Source organism: Streptomyces sp. NPDC033136 (assembly GCF_055578235.1).
Map to the genome: position 1 here is coordinate 457761 of NZ_JBVIPD010000005.1, position 19594 is coordinate 477354.

The following is a 19594-nucleotide window of genomic DNA, read 5'->3' on the forward strand; positions in this document are numbered from 1 at the left end:
GGACACTGGACCCGTGCGCACTGTCAGAGCGACGGCCGCTGCCGTCACCGCCGTGATAGGTGCCGGTGCCGCCGCGGTGGCCGTCGGCCGGTTCGCCAGCGACGCGGCGCTCAAGGCGCCGCCCGGCAGGCCGCTGCCGGGCGAGCCCCGGCTCACCGTGCACGGCACCGCCGCCGGCCAGATCACCCTCACCCGGGACCTGGCCGCCCTGCGCCCCGGCCGCTACGGCCTCTCCGGCAACGGCTCCCACGCGGTCGTCGGACCCGTCCTGGCCGACGCCCCGCACACCGCCGACACCGTCGTACGCCGCCTGGAGAGCATCACGCACGGCACCCTGAAACCCGGCGACAAGGTCTGGCTCACCCCGAACGTGTACGTCGGCAACCCCGGCGCCGCCCTCGGCCTCGAACACGCCGACGTCGACGTCCCCGGCGAACTCGGCGCCCTGCCGGCCTGGTTCGTGCCCGGCGCCCGGGACACCTGGGTGATCGCCGTCCACGGCCTGGGCACCACGCGGGAACTCGCCATGAACGTCATGGGGTTCCTGCAGCGCAGTCACTTCCCGGTGCTCGCCCTCGCCTACCGCGGCGACCTCGGTGCCCCCCGCCCGGCCGACGGCCTGAACCACCTCGGCGAGGCCGAGTGGCGCGACCTCGACGCGGCCATCCGCTACGCCGTGCGCTACGGAGCCCGGCAGGTCGTCCTGCACGGCTGGTCCACCGGCGCCACCATGGCCCTGCGCGCCGCCGAGCGCTCCGGACTGCGTGACCGGATCTCCGGGCTCGTCCTGGACTCCCCGGTGCTCAGCTGGGAGACCACCCTGCGCGCCCTCGCCTCGGCCCGCCGCACCCCGGGCGCGCTGCTGCCCCTCGCGGTCCGCGCCGCCCAGGGCCGCACCGGCCTGTACGGCGGCCGCGGTGCGGCCACGGCCGCGTCCGAGGGGCTCCGCGCCCCGGCGCTGCTCTTCCACGGGCCGGGCGACACGGTGGCCCCCTGGCAGCTGTCCCGCCGCTTCGCCGAGGCCCGCCCCGACTTGGTCGCCCTGAGCATCGTCCGCAACGCCCCGCACGGCGCCATGTGGAACGCCGACCCCACGGCCTACGAGGAGGCACTCCGGCGCTTCCTGACCCCCCTCATGTGACCCTCCGGCCGGCCTGTCGCACGCGCCCTTTCCCATGTATCCCTCCCGTAGGCCTGTCCCGCGGTCCCTTTCCCTTTCCCTTCCCCTTGTGACCCTCCGGGCGGCGCGTCTCGCGCGCCCTTCGCCGCGGGCGCGGACGCACCCTCCCGTTCACGCCCCCTTCACCCCGTCGCTACCGCGTCCGGATCCCGCCCCCGCCGACCGGTCGTAATGATTCCGTTTAGCGTCGTACCACTGGCCTGTTCCCGGCCCCCGACCGCTCACGGGAACCGGTGCGTTGGCCATCCCCGTCGCCCGCCGTGACATTCCGTTTGGGTTTTCGGACCGTCAACCGGAAGACTGCACCCGTGACGTCCCGTATCCCGCGCGACTCCAGGCTTCGACTCGTCCGCCCGCGACCCCTGGCCGCCGCCCCCCGAGCGATGAACCAGCGGCGCTCGCGCCGACCCGCACCGCGCCCCCCGGAGGGCACCCCGGCACCGGCGGAGCTGGCCGGAATGGCACGCTCAGGCCTGGCCGGCGCGGCCCGCGTCGCCCGCTGGGCCGACGCCGCGCTCGGACCCGGCGGGGACAGCGCCACCGCCGACGGCAAGGCCACCCTCTCCGAAGCGACCGCCGAACGCGCCGCCCACGACCTCGGCCTGACCCCCGCTCAGGTCCGGACCGACTGGGACACCGCCCGCCTGGCCGGCCTCATCGAAGTGCACGGCGACAGCGCCCGCCCCGGCTGGCGGCTGCGCGCCTGGGACCGTGACGACAGCGCCGTCCTGCGCGGCTGGGTCGCCCTCTTCGACGCCTGGTCGCTCGCCCTTCCTGAGCCCGAGGACCACGAGCCCGCCGCCGTCGCCGAGGTCGTCTCGGCCATGCCGCAGGCGCTCTCCTTCCTCCAGCTGTCCGCCGGCCCCGTACCCGTCGAGCAGCTCCTCGACCTCCTGGAGCAGCGCGTCACCGAGCTGCGCACCGCCCGCTGCGAGATCCCCTACGGCCCCCGGCCCGAGGCGCCGGCCGACCCGCAGCCCACCGACGCCCCGCTCGCCCCGCTCCTCGACTGGGCCCTGCGCGCCCTCGCCTCGGTCGGCGCCCTCACCTACGGCGACGGCCAGGCCACGCTCACCCCGCTCGGCAGCTGGGCGGTCTGGGTCAAGCTGGAGCAGATCTGCGTCGCCGCGCAGAGCCCGGCCGGAAACATCGAGCAGGCCGCCGACGACATGCTCCGCGGCTGCGCCCAGCTGCGCCCGAACGCGGCCCGCGCCGAGTACCGCGCCTGGCTCGCCGCCCGTCCCGTCGGCAGCGCCGTCACCGAACTCCTCGGCGCCGCCCGCGGCGAGGACGCCCTGCTGCGCGGCCTCGCCTTCGAGGCGCTGCGCGTCGTCGGCGCCCCCGCCGAGCCGGACGTGCGTGGCGTGCTGACCGAGCCGACGCTGCGGCCGTACGCGCTGCTGTGGCTGGCCGAGCACGACGGGGCCGACCCGGAGGACGCCCACGAGGTCCTCACCCGGCAGGAGGCGACCTGGCTGTGGGTGGACACCGCCGCGGCCGTCGCCGACCACGGCGAGGCCCCGCTGCTCGTCCGCCACCTGGAGTCCGCCGTGCAGCCGACCATACCGATGCTCCTGGACGAGGTCCGCGCCGTCGGGCACCCGCGGACCGTGCAGGTCCTGGTCGCCCTCGCCGCGGCCCACCCCGACCCGGCCCTGGCCAAGGCCGTCCGCCGGGCCGCCTTCCAGGTGCACACCGGCGGCAGCTAGCCGGCACCCACTCCCGTGGGGCGTCAGCCCCCTATCTCGGGCGCGTACGTCCCGAAGCTCCACACGTTGCCCTCGACGTCCCGGGCCATGTAGTCCCGCGAGCCGTAGTCCTGGTCCGTCGGGGGCATCAGGATCTCCGCGCCGTGGTCCACGGCGCGGCGGTGGTGCGCGTCCACGTCGTCCACCACCACGTACACCCCGGTCGTGCCCGCGCCCTTCATCGCCGCGTCGAACACACCGCCCCTGCCCTTGCTGCCGACCATCACCGCGCCGTTGCCCTGCACCAGCTCGGCGTGCAGCACCGCGCCGTCCTCGCCCTCGAACACCGACAGCTCCGTGAACCCGAAGGCCTCCGTGAGCTGCCGGATCGCCGCCTTCGCGTCCGCGTACAACAGTGTCGGGTAGACGCTCGGACGCCCGCCGGAGGTGCCTGCCATGGCGATCACTTCCTCGTGTCTCGCTGGGTTCCCGCTGCGAGTCCCGCCGCGAGTCCGCTGCCGGGAAGCCGGAGTCCGGCCCGCTGCCCAGTGTTCCACCGTCCACTGACACAGGCCCGTCGTCCCGGCGGCGGTCTCGAACACCCGCACGCAGAAAAAGTGGTTGCAGTTCTCAATCGATGCCCTCGCACCGGCCCGGTCAGGCGGCGCAGGCGGGGGAAGGTGTACGTCGCGGCGAGACAGGCGGTCGAGACGGTGATCGCCACACCGGTGTTGCCGAGGATCGACAGGGTCGTTTCGCTGTGCGGGGAGGTCATCAGCAGCCAGTTGAGGGGGTGTCACCGACCGGGGATCGGCAGTGTCGGACCATGACGCGCTCGCCGGGTCCCCCCCACCCGGTATTCGCCGATGGCGAAGAGCGCGCCGGGCACGAGGTGGAGCGCCAGCCAGGAGCGGCCGTAGCCGATGACCGCGAGCGTCACACCGGTCAGCGCCAGGCGTACGCGTACGACGGTGGAGGCCAGGTCGAGGCCCGCCTGAGCAGCATCGGGAAACAGTGCCCTTCTACTGTGTGTGCAGCGAGCAACACCCGGTCACGAGGAACGCCATGCCCGACAGCCCCGCCCCGGCGCACCCGCCGGGAACCAGCCGCAGCACCTCGGCGACCATCCCGCCGAACATCCTGCGCTGTCTCACCCCGGTCACCGAGGGGTACGGGGTCGACCTCCGGCCCGAGCTGATCCGGGTCGGGCTGGACGAGGCGATGATGCGCTCGGCGGCGCTGCGGGTCTCCTACCGCCAGGGCAGTGCCGTCATCCGGCGTGCCGTGGAGCTCGCCGGTGACGCCCACCTGGGCCTGCGGGTGGGTGCCGCGCAGCACCTGACCTCCTGGGGGCTGCTGGGGTTCGCCCAGCTGGCCGCCGGCACGCTGCGGGAGGCCATCGAGACGGGCGTGCGCTTCCAGAACCTGTCCGGGGCGATGGTGGTCTGGTCGGCCGGGCCGGAGGAAGCCGGCTACGCGCTACGGGCGGAACTGCCCGATCCCGGCCTCGATCCGACGGTCGCGGTCTTCCTGGCGGAGGAGGCGTTCGCCAGCGTCGTCGCCCTCACGCGGCTGAGTTCAGGGGCAGAGTTCGCCCCGCAGAGCGTCGAGTTCGCCTTCCCCGCCCCACGCGACACCGGGCCGTTCACGGAACAGTTCCGCTGCCCGGTGCGTTTCGGCGCCATTGCGAACCGCCTGGTGTTCGCCACTGCATGGGCCGGGCGGCCGATGCCGGGCCGCGACCCGGTCACGTACACCGCCGTCGTGGAGCTCCTGGAAGAGCAGGCGGCGTCGAGGCGCGATCAGCAGGACCTGCTGGAGGTGCTGGAGATCTCGATCGCGCAGAGCCTGCCCGACGTGCCGTCCTTCGTCGAGCAGGCCCGACGGCACGCCTCCAGCGAGCGCACGCTGCGCCGTCGGCTGGCCGAGTGCGGCACGACGTACGAGGCGATCGTCGGCGGAGTGCGCCGCGAGCGGGTCGAGCAGCTGCTGGGCCGTCCCGAGCTGACCCTGCGGGACATCGCCCGGCAGGCGGGTTTCTCCGACGTGCGAGCACTGCGGCGGGCGGTGCACCGCTGGCACGGGGTGACCCCGGCCCGGCTGCGCGGGGAGGCCGCGGAACAGTAGGGCCGGTACCCACGTCCCACTGGGCCACCCGGTCACCGCGTGCGGATCCAGACGGTCTTCTCCCTGGTCCACTGCGCGAAGGCGTCGGTGGACTTCTCCGCGCCGCCGAACCCCGACTGCTTCCACCCGCCGAAGGGAGTGGTGATGTCGCCCTCGCTGTACGCGTTGACGGAGACCACCCCGGCTTCGACACCCCGCGCGAGCCGGAGCGCGGCGTCGAGGTCGCGGGTCCACACCGAGGCGGCGAGCCCGTATTCGGTGGCGTTCGCCAACCGCACCGCCTCGTCCTCCGAGGTGAAGGTCTGCACGGTGACGACAGGGCCGAACAGCTCCTTGGTGAGCACGTCGCTGCCCGCCGGGGCCCGGCTGATCACGGTGGGCGGGTAGTAGGCACCGCGGGGCGGCAGACCGTGCGGCAGACCGCCGGTGCGGATGTGGGCTCCGGCGGAACGGGCCGCGTCCACCGCCGCCGCGACCCGGTCGAAGGCGGCACGGCTGATGAGCGGCCCCACCTGGGTGCGTACGTCGGCGGGATCGCCGATGGTGAGGCTCCCCGCGGCGGCGGTGAACCGGTCCAGCACCTCCTCGGCGATGCTGTGGTGGACCAGGACGCGGGAGCCGGCGGTGCAGTTCTGCCCCATGGTCAGGAACGCGGCCTCGATCATGCTGTCGATCAGTTCGTCGCCGTAGTCGAGCGCGTCCGGCATGAGGATCTGGGGGCTCTTGCCGCCCATCTCCAAGGAGACCCGCTTGAAGTTGGTCTCCGCCGCGGCGGCCAGGACGCGGCGTCCGGTGGCGGTGGATCCGGTGAACGACAGTGCGCGCACCAGCGGGCTGCGGGCGAGCGCCGTACCGGTGACGGTGCCGTGGCCGGGCAGCACGGTGAGCACGCCGTCCGGCATGCCTGCCTCGGCCGCCAGAGCGGCCAGGTGCAGGGTGGAGCGCGGGGTGGCCTCGGCGGGCTTGAGCAGCAGGCTGTTGCCCGCGGCGAGTGCGGGGCCGACCTTCCAGGCGGCCATGGCCAGCGGGTAGTTCCAGGGCAGGATTGCGGCGGCCACCCCGACCGGTTCCCGACTCACCAGGCCCAGGCTGTCGCGACCGGTGGGGGCGACGCGGCCGAAGACCTTGTCGGCCGCCTCCGCGAACCAGCGGATCGACTCGATCGCCGCGGGCACGTCTCCCCTACGGCACTCCGTGATCGGCTTGCCCGCGTCCTCGCAGTCCAGCCGGGCCAGAAACCCGGCGTGGCGCTCCATGAGGTCGGCCAGGCACAACAGCACAGCGGCTCGCTCCCGCGGGGACCGGCCGGCCCAGACGCCACTCTCGAAGACCTTGTGCGCCCGCTCGGCCGCCAGCACGACGTCCTGCGCGCTCGCCGCCGGTACGGTCGTGATCAGCTGACCTGTCGTGGGATTGACGATGTCGAGCGTCTCCTCGATGCCCATGATGTCCGTCCCGCTCATGCTTCCTCCACCAGTTCCCACCGGTCGCCGCCGACCTGGCGGGCCAGCCCTCTGCGGCGCAGGTCCTCCAGATAGCGGGCCATGCCCCGCTCACCCCGCTTGCGGAACAGCGGGAAGAGCCTGGGCAACAGATTCGGCGCCAGCATCGCGCACCGCACCAGCCGGGACTCCCCGGGGCGGACGTAGGCCTCCAGGCGGGGCTTGTCCAGCAGGCTCACGACCGCCCTGACGACATCGGACGGCTGCTGCGGCGCGTCCTGGAACTGCATGGAGTTCCCGCCCTCGACGGCCTCCTGGCGGAGCATCCGCGTGTCGGTCGCCGACGGCAGCACCGAACCCGCCTTGATGCCCTTGCCCTTGAGGTCCAGCCCGATGGCGAGCATCGCGCCACGCAGCCCGAACTTCGAGGCGGTGTAGATCGGGGTCTCGCCCAGCGGGAAGATCCCGCCGAGGGACACGGTCGTGACCACCCGGGGGTCGCCGGAGGCCCGCAGCAGCGGGACGGCGAGCCGGGTCGTGACCAGCGGGGCGACCAGGTTGACGTCGATCTCCCGCTCGATGCTCTCCACGCTTCGCACGTCGAACCGTTCGGCACTGGTCATGCCCACGTTGTTCACCAGGACGTCGATACGGCCGTGGGTGACCGCGACGCCGTCGAGTATCCGCTGCACCGCGGCGCCGTCCAGCAGGTCGCAGCCCAGCCCGGCATGCCCGCTCCCGGGTAGCTCGGCGGCGGTCCGCTCGGCCCGCACCTCGTCGATGTCGACCACGAGGAGGCGGGCACCGCCCGCGGCGAAGCGGTGGCACAGGGCGCTGCCGATGCCTCCGGCGCCGCCGGTCACCAGGATGACCTTGTCACGGAAGTCGTACGTCATGACGCCACCGCCTCCTGTTGCGCGGAGGTCGCCCGTGGCGACAGGCCCGCGGTACGCCAGCCCATCCCTTCGGCGACCTTGCCGAGGTACTTCACGAAGGCCTCGCTGTGGACGTAGCCGGTGTGGCGTGGCGAGTCGACGAACCTCAGTCCGCCGGAGAGGTCCGGCCGGTCGCTGCGGATCATGCGGGCGAACCGCTCGGCGGTCGGCAGCCCGGCCCCTGCGTCCCGGATGAAGGAGGCGATCAGCTGGGCCTGGCTGTCGAAGAGCTGGTAGGCCCCGGAGTTGGTCTCCACGAAGCCGACGCCGAACAGGCCCTCGTGTTCGCGGGAGAAGGAGCACAGGTAGAGGTCGGGGTGCTGCTCATCGCCGAAGTACCGCTGCGCGACGGGGACTTTGTGGACGTATCCCGTGGCCAGCAGGATCAGGTCGAAGTCGTCGCTGGTGCCGTCGGTGAAGTGGACTGTCCGGCCCTCGGTGCGCGCGATGCCGGGCCGGGCCGTGATGTCCCCGTGCTGGAGGTGGTGGATCAGCAGCGAGTTGATGGCCGGGTGGGTCTCGAACAGCTTGTGGTCGGGCTTTTGCAGACCTAGGCGGCGCGGATCGCCGTTGAGGAGCCGCAGCAGTCCGCCGAACAGCTTCTGCTGCAGCCACATCGGAAGGTGGGGGCCGCCCGCGGCGATGGTGTCCACCGGCCGCCCGAACAGGTGCTTGGGGATGAACCAGTAACCACGGCGCATGCTGATCGCCGCATGGTCGGCGGACCGCGCCGCATCGCAGGCGATGTCCAGCCCGGAGTTCCCCGCACCCACCACGAGCACCCGCTTGCCCCGCAGTTCAGCGCTGCTGCGATAGGTGACCGTGTGCCGGATCTCGCCGGTGAAGTCGCCGGGCAGGTCGGGGACATTGGGGTGCCACTGCGCCCCCGTGCACACGACGACCTGCTGGTGCGTGGTCGCCTGCCCGTCGGCCCGGGTGACCGTCCAGGTGCCGTCCGGGTTCTTCTCCATGCTGCGGACCTCGGTGCCGAACTCGATCCGGTCCTTGAGCCCGTAGGCCTCGGCGAACGACGTCAGGTAGGACAGGATCTGCCGGTGCGGCGGGTAGTCGGCGAAGTGGTCCGGCATCGGATAGCCGCCGAAGCCGGAGAGGGTCTTGCTGGAGATGAAGTGGGCCGACTCGTACATCGGGCTGCCCGGGTTGTCGATGTCCCACAGCCCGCCCGGCCCCGTGTGGCGCTCGATGTGCGTGTACGGCAGGTCCCGCTCGGCCAGCGCCCTGGCGACAGCCAGTCCTGCGGGTCCGGCACCGATCACACAGGTGTCGTACTTGTTCTCACTCACCGGTTTGATCCTTTCTCCGATGTATCAGGGATTGCGGGGAACCTATGCACCGCGCGTCCGCCGGGAACTGACCCACGCGGCCACAGAGGGGACCGCAGCGGCCAGAGACAGACCGCTGCTGCCCGGCACCGCCGAGGCGGTGTCTGATCGGGTGCTTGGTCGAGTGGGGTGAAGTGGTCACCCGGCCTCGGCGGCGGAGGAGGGCGCAAGCCCGCGATCCGCCGAGGCCTCCGTGCCGGCCACCGTCATCCGGAGCAGGGGCAGCGAGGCGACGAAGGTGCCCAGCGCCAGGACGAGGCCGAGGACGCCCGCCCCTGCGGCGTCCAGGACGGCCCCGACGGCCAACGGTCCGATGCCGGTACCCAGGGCGCCCGCGCCGCTGAGGGAGGCGACCAGGCGTCCGGTCGGGTCGATGAGCGCCGCGGCGGCCAGCATCTGCACCAGGACGGCCAGTTGGCAGGTCTGCCAGAGGACCGCCGCGACCGTGAAGAGCACGGGGTTGTGGGTGAGGACCAGGCCCGCCATCGCGAGGGCCTGCGCCGTGACGAAGACGGCCATCGACCGCATGCGCCCGAAGCGCCGTGCCGCAACGGGGCCCACCACCGCGCCGACGAGCGCCACGACGCTGGAGATCGCGAGGACGGCCGACACGGCTGAGTGGGACATTCCGGTGTGCTGGCGTCCCAGGACCGAGGCGTACGACCACGCGCCCTGAGTGACGGCCCACAGCAGCGCGGTCCCCAGGAGCAGAACCACCGACGGCCTGGCCGATGTCGCCTCTCCCGAACCGGCGGACCCGGCGTCCGGAGTCGAGGGACCGTCCGGAAGCCGGCGTATCAGTGGCCACGCCAGGAGGCAGCACAACGCCATGAGCAGGAAGCCGGTGCCCTCGCCGAGGTCGTGGTTGGCCGCGGGGACGCCCATGATCAGCAGTGCTGTCACCCCGACCGTGCCGGAGATGGTGACGGCGGACGCCCTGTCGGCGTCGTCGGTGGCGGCGAGCGCCGCGGTGGCTGCCGCGTAGACCGCGCCGAGCCCCGCGCCGAGGACCAGGTTGGCCAGGATCAGATTCACCGGGCCGGTGGCCGCTGTCGCTCCCAGGAAGCCGGCTCCCGCGAGCGCCAGCCCGAAGCGGGCCATCAGTACCCGCCCCGGCCGCGCTGCCCGCTTGGCCAGCAGCAGCGTCACCACCGCCGTCGCCATCAGCTGGGTCGCGGCCACGAGCCCGGCGCCGGAGTCCGACAACCCGAAGCGTGACGCGAAGTCGTCGACGAACACGGGCATCACGTTCGCCCCGCCGTTGCCCAGGGTGACTCCGGCGATGAGCGCCACCGCCACGCCGAAGGTCAGAGCGGAGCCGCTTCGCGCGCTCACCGGCCGCTCCTCAGGGCGAAGTTGGGGCCTACCGGCGTTCCTCGGCGGTGCGCCGAGTGTGCAACAAGCATGAGAGCCTCACGAGTCAGGGGGCAGGAGCCGCGTTTCGGGGGCACGGGCCACGGACGTGTCGGACGTCGGTGGCCCGTCGATCGGGGATTCGGTGCGGTGGGTGTCGGCCACCGCGATGCGGGCAGTCAGCCGGCCCAGACGTCTTCCACGTAGTGGCCCGACTCGATCAGGGCGGCAAGCCAGGCGGTGGCCTCGTCGTCGCCCGCGCCCGTGAACTTGCGGTAGATCGCCATGAACGCCTCCCGCACCGCCGGCGCCATGCGACGGCCGTCTCCGCAGATGTAGACGCGTCCGCCGGCCTCCAGTACCGCCCAGACCTCGTGGCTCTCCTTCGCGATGCGGTCCTGGACGAAGCGCGCCCCGTCCTCGGGAGCGCAGGAGAAGGTGGGCCGCATGCTGACAGCACCGGCTGCCTCGGCCGCCTCGAACTCCGTACGGTGGAGGTAGTCGACGTCGGGGTGGTCGCAGCCGAAGTAGCACAGCAGCGTTCCGGTCGACCGGGTGTGGTGACGGTCGAGGACCGCGCCGCGGAAGGGCGCCAGACCGGTGCCCGCGCTGACCAGGATCACCGGCACCGACTCGTCCTGCGGCAGGCGGAAGGCCTCACTGCAGGGCAGCACCCTGGCCTGGACGCTGTCGCCCGCCTTCACGGTCTGGAGATGGTGTGAGGCGATGCCGTGGAACGTGCCCTCGCCGCCACGGTGGGGCGCGGCGAGCAGCGACACCATCAGGTCCACCTCGCCGGGTGCCGCTTCGGCGGACGAGGAGATGGAGTAGTGGCGCGGGCGCAGGACGGGCAGCAGCTCCAGGAAGCGTTCGAAGGGCAGTTCGCAGGCGCGGTAGCGCTCCAGCAGGTCCAGGACGCTGCGTCCGGCGGCGGTCACCTGCTCCCGGAAGGTCTCCACATCCGCCGCCGCGAGTTCGGCCAGGGGCCGCTTCTCGGGCGGGCAGGCGGTGTGCTCGGCGAGCACCGCGACCTGTTCCTGGGTGGCGGCATCCTGCAGTTCCACGAAGTCGCTCAGCAGGCGGCGCACGGTCAGCGGCCGGTCGACGGGCAGGGCGTTGCGGCTACGGCGACGGGCGCGCAGCCGGACCGTACGGTCCAGGTCGAGGCCGAAGCGGTCGGCCACCCGCTGGACGAGGGTGTCCGGGTTGCTGGGGAGGACGGCCAGGTGGTCGCCGGTGCGGTAGGTGACGCCGTCTGGCAGCCGCAGCCTCAGGAATCGCTTGGAGCGGCCCAATTCGTGGTTCATGTCGACGAGTTCGTACGCGTCGAGCACCTCCATCGGCTGCACGCCGTGCCGTGCCGCGAGCCCGCCGATGACCGATTCGGTCGCGTCCTCCAGCTCGTACAGTCCGCTCTCCTGGTCGGCGGCCGGCTCGGCCTCCTGTGCTTCTCCGACGGCTCCGTACCGCTCCAGCAGGGTGGTCCACAGGTCGCCGGTCCAGCGGTCCACGGTGCCGGCGAAGTCGCCGGCGGCGTCCGCGGCGCCGCGCTCAAGGAGTGAGGTGGCGCCCGCGGCGGTGAGCCGCTCGTCGATGAGAGTGGGGACGCGCTGGTAGGTGGCGGCCCAGTTGCGGTCACCGACGCCGAGTACGGCGTACTGGAGGCCGTCGAGCGCGCCGGGCTCCAGACCCTCCAGCCATGCGACGAAATCCGTGGCGTCGTCGGTGGGCCTGCCGTTGTAGGAAGCGGCCACGATCACCACCGGGCCGGCATCGGTGGTGAGTTTGTCCACGGCGTCGTTGAGGGAGGCGACGGACGGGGCGAAGCCGCGCTCGTCGCCCTCCGCCGCCAAGTCGTGCGCGATGCCCGCGCAGGTGCCCAGGTTGGAGCCGTGCAGGAGGGTCAGCGCGGTTCCGGTGGCACGCCGGACGGCGGGCCGGTTCCGGTCGGCGGGAGCGCTGCTCGCGGCGACGGCCGCGGCAGTGGGCAGGCGTCGCTCCCCGCTGGTGCGCCGGGCCAGGTTCAAGGTGAACTCGTCGGGCTTGAGAGTGAGCGACTGCTTGATCTTCAGCTGGTAGTTGGTGTGGTCGATCAGGCGGTAGCGGTGGATCACCAGCGCGAGGACCAAAGTCGCCTCATGCAGCGCGAACTGGCGGCCGATGCAGGCGCGTTCGCCGCTGCCGAACGGCTTGAACAGGTGAACCGGCCGCTCCTCCTCCCGCTCGGGCAGGAACCGGTCGGGGTCGAACAGCTCGACGTTCTCGCCCCAGGCGGGGTCCCGGTGCAGCTGCGGGATGAGCACCTGGATCGACTCGCCCTTGCGCACGGCGTACTTCCCGCCGATGACGGTGTCCTCAAGCGGCTCCACGGCGTACGCGGGGGCCGTCGGCCACAGGCGCAGGCCTTCGTTGAGCACCTGGCGGATGTACGTCAGCTTGCCGATGTCCCCGAATTCCGGCTCGGGCGCGTCCGAGTCGCCCCACAGCGCGTCGACCTCGGCCTGAGCGCGTGCGAGCACCTCGGGGTGCTTGGTCAGGTAGTACAGGGCGAAGGACAGGGCACCGCTGGTGGTCTCGTGGCCGGCGATGAGGAACGTGATCGCCTGGTAGCGGATGTTGACGTCGTCCAGGCGCCCGCCCGTGATGGCGTCTTGGGTGTGCAGCATCCGCCCGAGCAGGTCGTCGGTGCTCTGGTCACCGGAGGCCCGGCGCTCTCGGATCACGTCGTCGACCAGGTCCTTCATCAGGGTCACGTCGGCGCGGAACTGCTCGGCCTGCCTCCACTTGAACAGCTCGGTGCCGGGGATGGACTCCCCCTTGGCCTGGGCGAAGCCGAGCGCCCTGGACAGGGCGGTGACGAAGGGGTGGGGCTCCTCGCGGCTGAAGGACTCGAAGTCGTAGCCGAAGCCGCACAGACCGATCGTGTCGAAGGTCAGCCGTGTCATGTCGTCGGCGACGTCCACGGCCTCCGTGCCGGCGGACCGGTCCCACTTGCCGATCAGTTCACGGGCGACCTTGAGCATCGTCGAGTGGTAGCCGCGCATGGCGCCGAGGGAGAACGCGGGCATCAGGACGTCGTGCGCCTTGCGCCAGTTGGGCTCGTCGTTGAACGCGGTGAAGAGTCCGTCGCCGCCAATCTCCCGGAGGATGACGAGGTCGGGGTGCACGTTCTTGCGGAACCGGCTCTCGTCCGCCAGCTCGGTGACGAGGTCGAGGCCGGAGGCGAAGTTGATCTCGGTGCCGAAGATGCGGAGCTTGAACAGCGGCCCCAGCTCCTTGGCCTCCTTCATCACGTGGAGCAGGCCGTCGGCGCCACCGGGGATGTCGAAGGCGTGGCCGACCAAGGGCAGGGCGGGACGTTGGGGGATCGGCTCGGTTCCGCGCGGGGTCTCGTGGGTCACGGGCTTGCCTTTCGTTCGGCGCAGGCTGTCGCTGGCCAGAACCATACGGGCGACCTTGTCACTCGACAAGGTCGTTCGATTGTGTTGGTCGACACAGTCGATTGATGAGGTCTGAAGACGTCCGGCGGGGACAGAGTCGGGCAAACGCCTCTGCACCTCGCACCCAAGACACCCCTGCCGCAGCAGCGATATTGTCGAGTGACCTGTTCACCAGACTGAGTCGCATAAGATGCAGGAATGGCTCACGTATCCGCGGCGGAGCGCCGCCCACAACTGATCAAGGCGGCCATCGACCTGATGACCAGGGAAGGCGTCGCCGCCGGCAGCACCCGCGCCATCGCCGCGGAGCTGGGCGTGGCACAGGCGACCGTGCACTACACGTTCGGCACGAAGGAAGACCTCTACCGTGCCGTCATGGAGCAGCTCACCGAGAACCTGGTCGCCCAGGTGGAGCAGACCGCACCCACGGACGCGAGCTTCGAGGAGACCATCGTCACGCTCGCCGAGGCCCTTTGGGGCACCGTGCTGCAGCAGCCCGCGTCACATCAGCTCCTCACCGAGCTGACCATGTTCGCCTTGCGCACGCCTCGTCTGAGGGAGGCACTGCACAGCCACTACAGCGGGATCTCGGCAGTGACGGCAAAACTGATCAGCGACGCCGCCGAACGCACCGGCCACCAACTGGCCCAGCCCGCCGAGACGATCGCGAGGTTCTTCCTCGCGGGCTTCGACGGACTGACGATGCAGCACCTCTCGCTGCCGGACGAGGAGGCCGAAAGGGTCTGCCTACAGGCTTTGGTCTCGGCCGTCGTGGCCATGGCCTGAGGTGACTCCGTGGCTGAACCGGCCACATGCCGGCACCCCGCCGGACGAGCTCCCGGCGGGGTGCGTGGATGCACGGTGATGGTTCAGGCGGTCAGCAGGTGGAGTTGATCTGGGTGAGCAGGCCCATCCGCCACGGCAGTGCGTAGGCCGCGCCGGGCGATGCCGGCGCTTGTGGCGATCCGGTCCATGGTGTCGCGGACGGTGGCCTCGTACAGGCCGGTCTGCCCGTCCGTGAGGGCCACGATCCGGGTGTGGTGGAGCTTGCCGGGCAGCTCCGGGACGATGGCGGGGTCGCTCGGGCCGATCAGCCGGGCGAGCTGCGCGGCAACGGGTGAAGCGGGTCCTTCTCGACGTCGGCCTACCGGGGCCGGAAGGCGGTGCGGGAGCCGGAGAGGCCGGGGTCGGTCCTGTCGAGGATGGACCACGGTTCGGTGAGGTTGTTCTCTACTGGGGTGCCGGTCACGGCGAGCCGCGCCGCTGAGGCAGTTCTCGCAGCGCGGTGGCTGTGGCCGAGGCGTGGTTCTTGATGTGCTGGGCTTCGTCGGCGACCACGAGGCCCCACTCGATGGCGGCGAGTGTGCCGGTCGAGCGGCGCAGGGTGCCGTAGGTGGCGACGACGACGGTGTGCGGGTCGAGGGCTTCCGTGTCGAGGGCCCGGTCGGTGCCGTGGTAGCGCACACGCGGGCGCCGGGGGCGAACCGGGCGATTTCGCGTGACCAGTTAGTCATGAGTGCCTGTTCCTTCATACCGGCTTGATCGGCTTCCTCGGGATCTGGGCTGGCGTGGCGTCCGAGGACGCCGGGCGGGCCGGAGAGCGGGTGTGTGGAGGCCGTGGTGAACGGCTGAGGCCGGGAGTGCGGCTTTGCTGAAGGAGGCGGGCTTCAGCCTGCGGAGCAACGCCAAGGTCCTGGCCGGCAGCGGTCACCGGGACCGCGATGCCCAGTTCCACCACCTCAACGACAAAGTGCGCCAGTTCCTCGACGCCGGCGACCCCGTGATCAGTGTGGACACGAAGAAGAAGGAACAGATCGGGCTGTTCGCGCAGGCCGGGCGGGAATGGGCCCCGGCAGGCCCGTGAAAGTCCTCGATCACGACTTCCCCTCCCAGGCGGCCGGCACCGCGATCCCCTACGGCATCTACGACGTCGGACGCAACACCGGCTACGTAGTGGTGGGCACCGACCACGACACCGCCGCCTTCGCAGTGGCCGCCCTGCGCCGCTGGTGGAGGAGGAGGGGCAGGCCGCCTACCCGAACGCGCGCCGCCTGCTGATCACTGCCGACGGTGGCGGCTCCAACTGTTCCCGGGCCAAGGCATGGAAACCGCCCCGTTAGACTGTTCCCCATGGCCATTCTCCTCGCGCATTAGACGGCGGGAACGTCCTCAGCCGTCCATCCCGCCCCCGTATCCGCCCTGGAGTCTGTCCGTGATCTCCGCCTCCGGTATCGAGCTGCGCGCCGGTGCCCGCGTCCTCATCGAAAGCGCCACCTTCCGCGTCGCCAAGGGCGACCGCATCGGCCTGGTCGGCCGCAACGGCGCGGGGAAGACCACCCTCACCAAGTGCCTCGCGGGCGAGGGCGTGCCCGCCGGCGGCACCATCACCCGTTCCGGCGAGGTCGGCTACCTCCCGCAGGACCCCCGCACCGGCGACCTCGACATCCTCGCCCGCGACCGCATCCTCTCCGCCCGCGGCCTGGACGTACTGATCCGCAAGATGCGCGACAACGAACAGCGCATCGCCAACGGCAAGGGCACCACCCGCGACAAGGCGCTCAAGCAGTACGAGCGCCAGGAGACCGAGTTCCTCACCAAGGGCGGGTACGCCGCCGAGGCCGAGGCCGCCACCATCGCCGCCGCGCTCAACCTGCCCGACCGCGTGCTCGGCCAGCCCCTGCACACCCTCTCCGGCGGTCAGCGCCGCCGGATCGAGCTGGCCCGCATCCTGTTCTCCGACGCGGACACGCTGCTGCTCGACGAGCCGACCAACCACCTCGACGCCGACTCGATCATCTGGCTGCGCGACTACCTCAAGACCTACCGCGGCGGCTTCATCGTGATCTCCCACGACGTCGACCTGGTCGAGACGGTCGTCAACAAGGTGTTCTACCTGGACGCCAACCGCGCCCAGATCGACGTCTACAACATGGGCTGGAAGCTCTACCAGCAGCAGCGCGAGGCGGACGAGAAGCGCCGCAAGCGCGAGCGGCAGAACGCCGAGAAGAAGGCCTCCGCGCTGCATTCGCAGGCCGACAAGATGCGGGCCAAGGCCACCAAGACCGTCGCCGCGCAGAACATGGCCCGCCGGGCGGACAAGCTGCTGGCCGGCCTGGAGGCCGAGCGGAAGTCCGACAAGGTCGCCAAGCTGCGCTTCCCCGAGCCCTCCCCGTGCGGCAAGACCCCGCTCATGGCCGAGGGCCTGTCGAAGTCCTACGGATCGCTGGAGATCTTCACCGACGTCGACCTGGCCATCGACAAGGGCTCGCGCGTCGTCATCCTCGGCCTCAACGGCGCGGGCAAGACGACCCTGCTCCGCCTTCTCGGCGGAGCCGAGGAACCCGACACCGGCGAGGTCATCAAGGGCCACGGCCTCAAGCTCGGCTACTACGCGCAGGAGCACGAGACCCTCGACCCGGAGCGCACGGTCCTGGAGAACATGCGCTCCGCCGCCCCCGACCTGGACCTGGTGGAGGTCCGCAAGACGCTCGGCTCGTTCCTGTTCTCCGGCGACGACGTCGACAAGCCCGCCGGGGTCCTCTCCGGCGGCGAGAAGACCCGCCTCGCCCTCGCCACCCTCGTGGTGTCCTCGGCGAACGTGCTGCTCCTCGACGAGCCGACCAACAACCTCGACCCCGCCAGCCGCGAGGAGATCCTCGGCGCGCTGCGCACCTACAAGGGCGCCGTCGTCCTCGTCACGCACGACGAGGGCGCGGTCGAGGCGCTCCAGCCGGAGCGGATCATCCTGCTGCCGGACGGCGTCGAGGACCTGTGGGGCGCCGACTACGCGGATCTCGTCGCCCTCGCTTGATCGAACGCGTGATCAACGGCGTATGGATCATTCGGCCCAGCGGTGATCCATCATCTGTGTGAGATCTCCTCGTACCGAGGTGTGTCCTACATCGATTTCGCGGCCGAGCCCCCGATTCTTCCGGGCTCGGCCGCGACGCCTTTCTGACCTGGTGTTTCCCGAGGTAATCCGTTCGGTCGTACGGACGCCGCTCTGCGGAATCACGCATTCCGCATGTGGGGATGCGCTCCCGTCGTCACAACCTTGTCTCACGGACCTTGCCGAATGGGTGGCCATCAAGGCCCAGAGGGGTGATCATGAGGAGACCAGAGCGCACTTCCCATGAGGAGGCACGGGTGGCCGAGACTCTGAAGAAGGGCAGCCGGGTGACCGGCGCCGCGCGCGACAAGCTCGCGGCAGACCTGAAGAAGAAGTACGACGCCGGTGCGAGCATCCGGGCGTTGGCCGAGGAGACCGGCCGCTCGTATGGCTTTGTGCACCGCATGCTCAGTGAGTCGGGCGTCACGCTCCGAGGGCGTGGCGGGGCGACCCGGGGTAAAAAGGCCCCGGCCTGACCCCGGGCGGCCCCTCGGCTCCGATGGTGGCCACCCGGTCGGCCGACTGATCGGCCGGGTGGTTACTGTGCAGTCACTTAGGCGTGGCGTGCGACGGCGGCAAAGCCGTCGTACGGCACCGAAGACGACCGCACACATCGGAGGCGTCCCATGGCTTCGCCCGACAAGGACCTCGTTCCCGTACTCGACAAGGACGGCGTACGGCTCACCGTCGACGACGCGATCGCCACGGTGACGCTGACCAACCCGGCCAAGCGCAACGCGCAGAGCCCCGCTCTGTGGCGGGCGCTGTCCGAGGCCGGTCGGCTGCTGCCGGGCTCCGTCCGCGTCGTGGTGCTGCGGGCCGAGGGCAAGTCCTTCTCGGCCGGGCTCGACCGGCAGGCGTTCACGCCCGAGGGCTTCGACGGCGAGCCGTCGTTCGTCGACCTCGCACGGGGCGGCGACGCCGAGTTGGACGCGACCATCGCCGAGTACCAGGAGGCGTTCACCTGGTGGCGGCGCAGCGACATCGTCTCCGTCGCCGCTGTCCAGGGGCATGCCATCGGGGCGGGCTTCCAGCTCGCCCTCGCCTGCGACCTGCGCGTCGTCGCCGACGACGTGCAGTTCGCCATGCGCGAGACCAGCCTCGGACTCGTGCCCGACCTGACGGGCACGCACCCGCTGGTCGGCCTCGTCGGATACGCCCGCGCGCTGGAGATCTGCGTGACCGGGCGCTTCGTCACGGCCGAGGAGGCCGTGCACACGGGTCTGGCCAGCGTCGCCGTACCCGCCGACCAGCTCGACGCCACGGTCCGCGATCTCGCCGCGGCCGTCCTCGCCGCCCCGCGCGACGCGGTCATCGAGACCAAGGCCCTGCTGCGCGGCGCCCAGGACCGGACGTACGAGGACCAGCGCGTCGCGGAACGCCAGGCGCAGGCCCGCCGGCTGCGGGACCTCGCGGGCGTCGGCGACTGAGGACCGCCGGACTCACCGGGAGCGCGATCAGCCGATCGCGCTCACCACGACCGCCACCGTCGGGTGGTCCGGCAGGGCCCTCCGGACCACCGTGCGGACCGTGCGGGCCACATCACGGGTTCGGTGCTCCGCGGCCACCGCCACTTCCAGCCGGACATGGCGGTGCGACAGCGCGGCCTCACCCGGGATTTGCTCGATGTGCACCGGGTGGCCCAGCGTGCCGCTCAGGTGGAGTACGCCCGGGACCTCCAGCGCGGCGGCGGCCACGCGGCCCTCGTCGTCGCCCACGGCCCGCGCGGCCCGCGGCGGTTCCAGGATCGTGGTGCCGGGCCCCGACTCCGCCTCCTCGTCCAGCAGCCCCGTCACCCGCAGGTCCACCTCCGACACCGTCAGGCCGAGCCGCTGCGTGGCCGCCGTCGCCAGCGTCGCCCGCAGCAGGGACGCCGTGGTCGGCAGGGGCTGCGACGCCGTGGCCGCGAACTCCGCCGTCACCCGCAGCGGTCCGGGCGGCAGCGCGCTCGGCGGAGCCGGTACGGCAGGCTCCCGCGTGTCCTGCGGGTCGGCGAGCGCGACCCGCAGCGCGCCGAGGCGCACCCCCGGCGCGTCCCGCGCCGCGCGCGACAACACCGCCTCGGCCGCCCGCTCCGCGAGCCACGCGCCGTCCCGCGCGTCACCCAGGGGCAGGAGCCTGCCGAGGCCCAGTTGATCTCTCACTGCCTGCGTCCACCGGTCGGCCGTCATTCCTCCAGCCTGCCGTATCGAGGGCG

Annotated in this window: 16 protein-coding genes and 1 pseudogene; 8 read left to right on the top strand and 9 right to left on the bottom strand. The window is 71.7% G+C overall.

The window, feature by feature from the left end; all coding sequences use genetic code 11:
* The first annotated feature begins 13 nt into the window (after positions 1-13).
* Both ACZ5TL_RS12665 and ACZ5TL_RS12670 read left to right on the top strand, forming a co-directional pair.
* Positions 14-1141 (top strand): alpha/beta hydrolase, encoded by a 1128-nt coding sequence (locus tag ACZ5TL_RS12665; protein ID WP_468589501.1) that lies wholly within the window; start codon positions 14-16, stop codon positions 1139-1141.
* Between the two features lie 347 nt (positions 1142-1488).
* Positions 1489-2889 (top strand): hypothetical protein, encoded by a 1401-nt coding sequence (locus ACZ5TL_RS12670; protein WP_468589502.1) that lies wholly within the window; start codon positions 1489-1491, stop codon positions 2887-2889.
* A gap of 23 nt (positions 2890-2912) precedes the next feature.
* Here the strand turns inward: ACZ5TL_RS12670 and ACZ5TL_RS12675 are convergent, their stop codons facing one another.
* Positions 2913-3326 carry a VOC family protein gene (locus tag ACZ5TL_RS12675; protein ID WP_468589503.1) on the bottom strand — a complete coding sequence of 138 codons (414 nt, stop codon included), beginning with the start codon at positions 3324-3326 and terminating at the stop codon, positions 2913-2915.
* A gap of 607 nt (positions 3327-3933) precedes the next feature.
* On the opposite strand from ACZ5TL_RS12675, the gene ACZ5TL_RS12680 reads away from it, so the two are divergent.
* Positions 3934-4995 (top strand): AraC family transcriptional regulator, encoded by a 1062-nt coding sequence (locus ACZ5TL_RS12680; RefSeq protein WP_468589504.1) that lies wholly within the window; start codon positions 3934-3936, stop codon positions 4993-4995.
* A 32-nt stretch (positions 4996-5027) separates the two neighbouring features.
* Here the strand turns inward: ACZ5TL_RS12680 and ACZ5TL_RS12685 are convergent, their stop codons facing one another.
* The 5 genes from ACZ5TL_RS12685 to ACZ5TL_RS12705 form a co-directional block, all read right to left on the bottom strand.
* Positions 5028-6458, bottom strand: a complete 1431-nt coding sequence (locus ACZ5TL_RS12685) for an aldehyde dehydrogenase family protein (RefSeq protein WP_468589505.1) — start codon at positions 6456-6458, stop codon at positions 5028-5030.
* Positions 6455-7333, bottom strand: coding sequence for an SDR family NAD(P)-dependent oxidoreductase (locus ACZ5TL_RS12690; RefSeq protein ID WP_468589506.1), 879 nt, complete (start codon positions 7331-7333; stop codon positions 6455-6457). The genes ACZ5TL_RS12685 and ACZ5TL_RS12690 overlap by 4 nt, the downstream gene beginning before the upstream one ends.
* The gene (locus tag ACZ5TL_RS12695) at positions 7330-8676 is read right to left on the bottom strand and encodes a flavin-containing monooxygenase (protein ID WP_468589507.1); all 1347 of its coding nucleotides are present in this window, start codon (positions 8674-8676) and stop codon (positions 7330-7332) included. Before ACZ5TL_RS12695 ends, ACZ5TL_RS12690 begins: the two co-directional genes overlap by 4 nt.
* 177 nt (positions 8677-8853) lie before the next feature.
* Complete coding sequence (locus ACZ5TL_RS12700) at positions 8854-10050, bottom strand: MFS transporter (RefSeq protein ID WP_468589509.1); 1197 nt, start codon at positions 10048-10050, stop codon at positions 8854-8856.
* A gap of 197 nt (positions 10051-10247) precedes the next feature.
* Positions 10248-13514 (bottom strand): bifunctional cytochrome P450/NADPH--P450 reductase, encoded by a 3267-nt coding sequence (locus tag ACZ5TL_RS12705; RefSeq protein WP_468589510.1) that lies wholly within the window; start codon positions 13512-13514, stop codon positions 10248-10250.
* A 192-nt stretch (positions 13515-13706) separates the two neighbouring features.
* Between ACZ5TL_RS12705 and ACZ5TL_RS12710 the strand changes: the two genes are divergently transcribed.
* On the top strand, positions 13707-14294 hold the full coding sequence (locus ACZ5TL_RS12710) for a TetR/AcrR family transcriptional regulator (RefSeq protein ID WP_468589511.1): 588 nt from the start codon (positions 13707-13709) through the stop codon (positions 14292-14294).
* An 83-nt stretch (positions 14295-14377) separates the two neighbouring features.
* On the opposite strand, the gene ACZ5TL_RS12715 is transcribed toward ACZ5TL_RS12710, so the two are convergent.
* Together ACZ5TL_RS12715 and ACZ5TL_RS12720 are read right to left on the bottom strand one after the other, a co-directional pair.
* Positions 14378-14536: a hypothetical protein gene (locus tag ACZ5TL_RS12715; RefSeq protein ID WP_468589513.1), complete on the bottom strand. Its 159-nt coding sequence runs from the start codon at positions 14534-14536 to the stop codon at positions 14378-14380.
* 217 nt (positions 14537-14753) lie between these two features.
* The gene (locus ACZ5TL_RS12720) at positions 14754-14972 is read right to left on the bottom strand and encodes an SNF2-related protein (RefSeq protein ID WP_468589514.1); all 219 of its coding nucleotides are present in this window, start codon (positions 14970-14972) and stop codon (positions 14754-14756) included.
* Positions 14973-15156: 184 nt separating this feature from the next.
* Between ACZ5TL_RS12720 and ACZ5TL_RS12725 the strand changes: the two are divergent.
* The 4 genes and pseudogenes from ACZ5TL_RS12725 to ACZ5TL_RS12740 all read left to right on the top strand — a co-directional run bounded on the left by ACZ5TL_RS12725 (position 15157) and on the right by ACZ5TL_RS12740 (position 18827).
* Positions 15157-15566, top strand: a pseudogene (locus tag ACZ5TL_RS12725) (ISAzo13-like element transposase-related protein).
* A 154-nt stretch (positions 15567-15720) separates the two neighbouring features.
* On the top strand, positions 15721-17319 hold the full coding sequence (locus ACZ5TL_RS12730) for an ABC-F family ATP-binding cassette domain-containing protein (protein ID WP_468589515.1): 1599 nt from the start codon (positions 15721-15723) through the stop codon (positions 17317-17319).
* 335 nt (positions 17320-17654) lie between these two features.
* A complete protein-coding gene (locus ACZ5TL_RS12735) occupies positions 17655-17873 on the top strand; it encodes a helix-turn-helix domain-containing protein (RefSeq protein WP_468589517.1) in 219 nt (72 codons plus the stop codon).
* 150 nt (positions 17874-18023) lie between these two features.
* The gene (locus ACZ5TL_RS12740) at positions 18024-18827 is read left to right on the top strand and encodes an enoyl-CoA hydratase/isomerase family protein (protein WP_468589518.1); all 804 of its coding nucleotides are present in this window, start codon (positions 18024-18026) and stop codon (positions 18825-18827) included.
* 27 nt (positions 18828-18854) lie between these two features.
* On the opposite strand, the gene ACZ5TL_RS12745 is transcribed toward ACZ5TL_RS12740, so the two are convergent.
* The gene (locus ACZ5TL_RS12745; RefSeq protein WP_468589519.1) at positions 18855-19568 is read right to left on the bottom strand and encodes a nucleopolyhedrovirus P10 family protein; all 714 of its coding nucleotides are present in this window, start codon (positions 19566-19568) and stop codon (positions 18855-18857) included.
* Between the last annotated feature and the right edge of the window lie 26 nt (positions 19569-19594).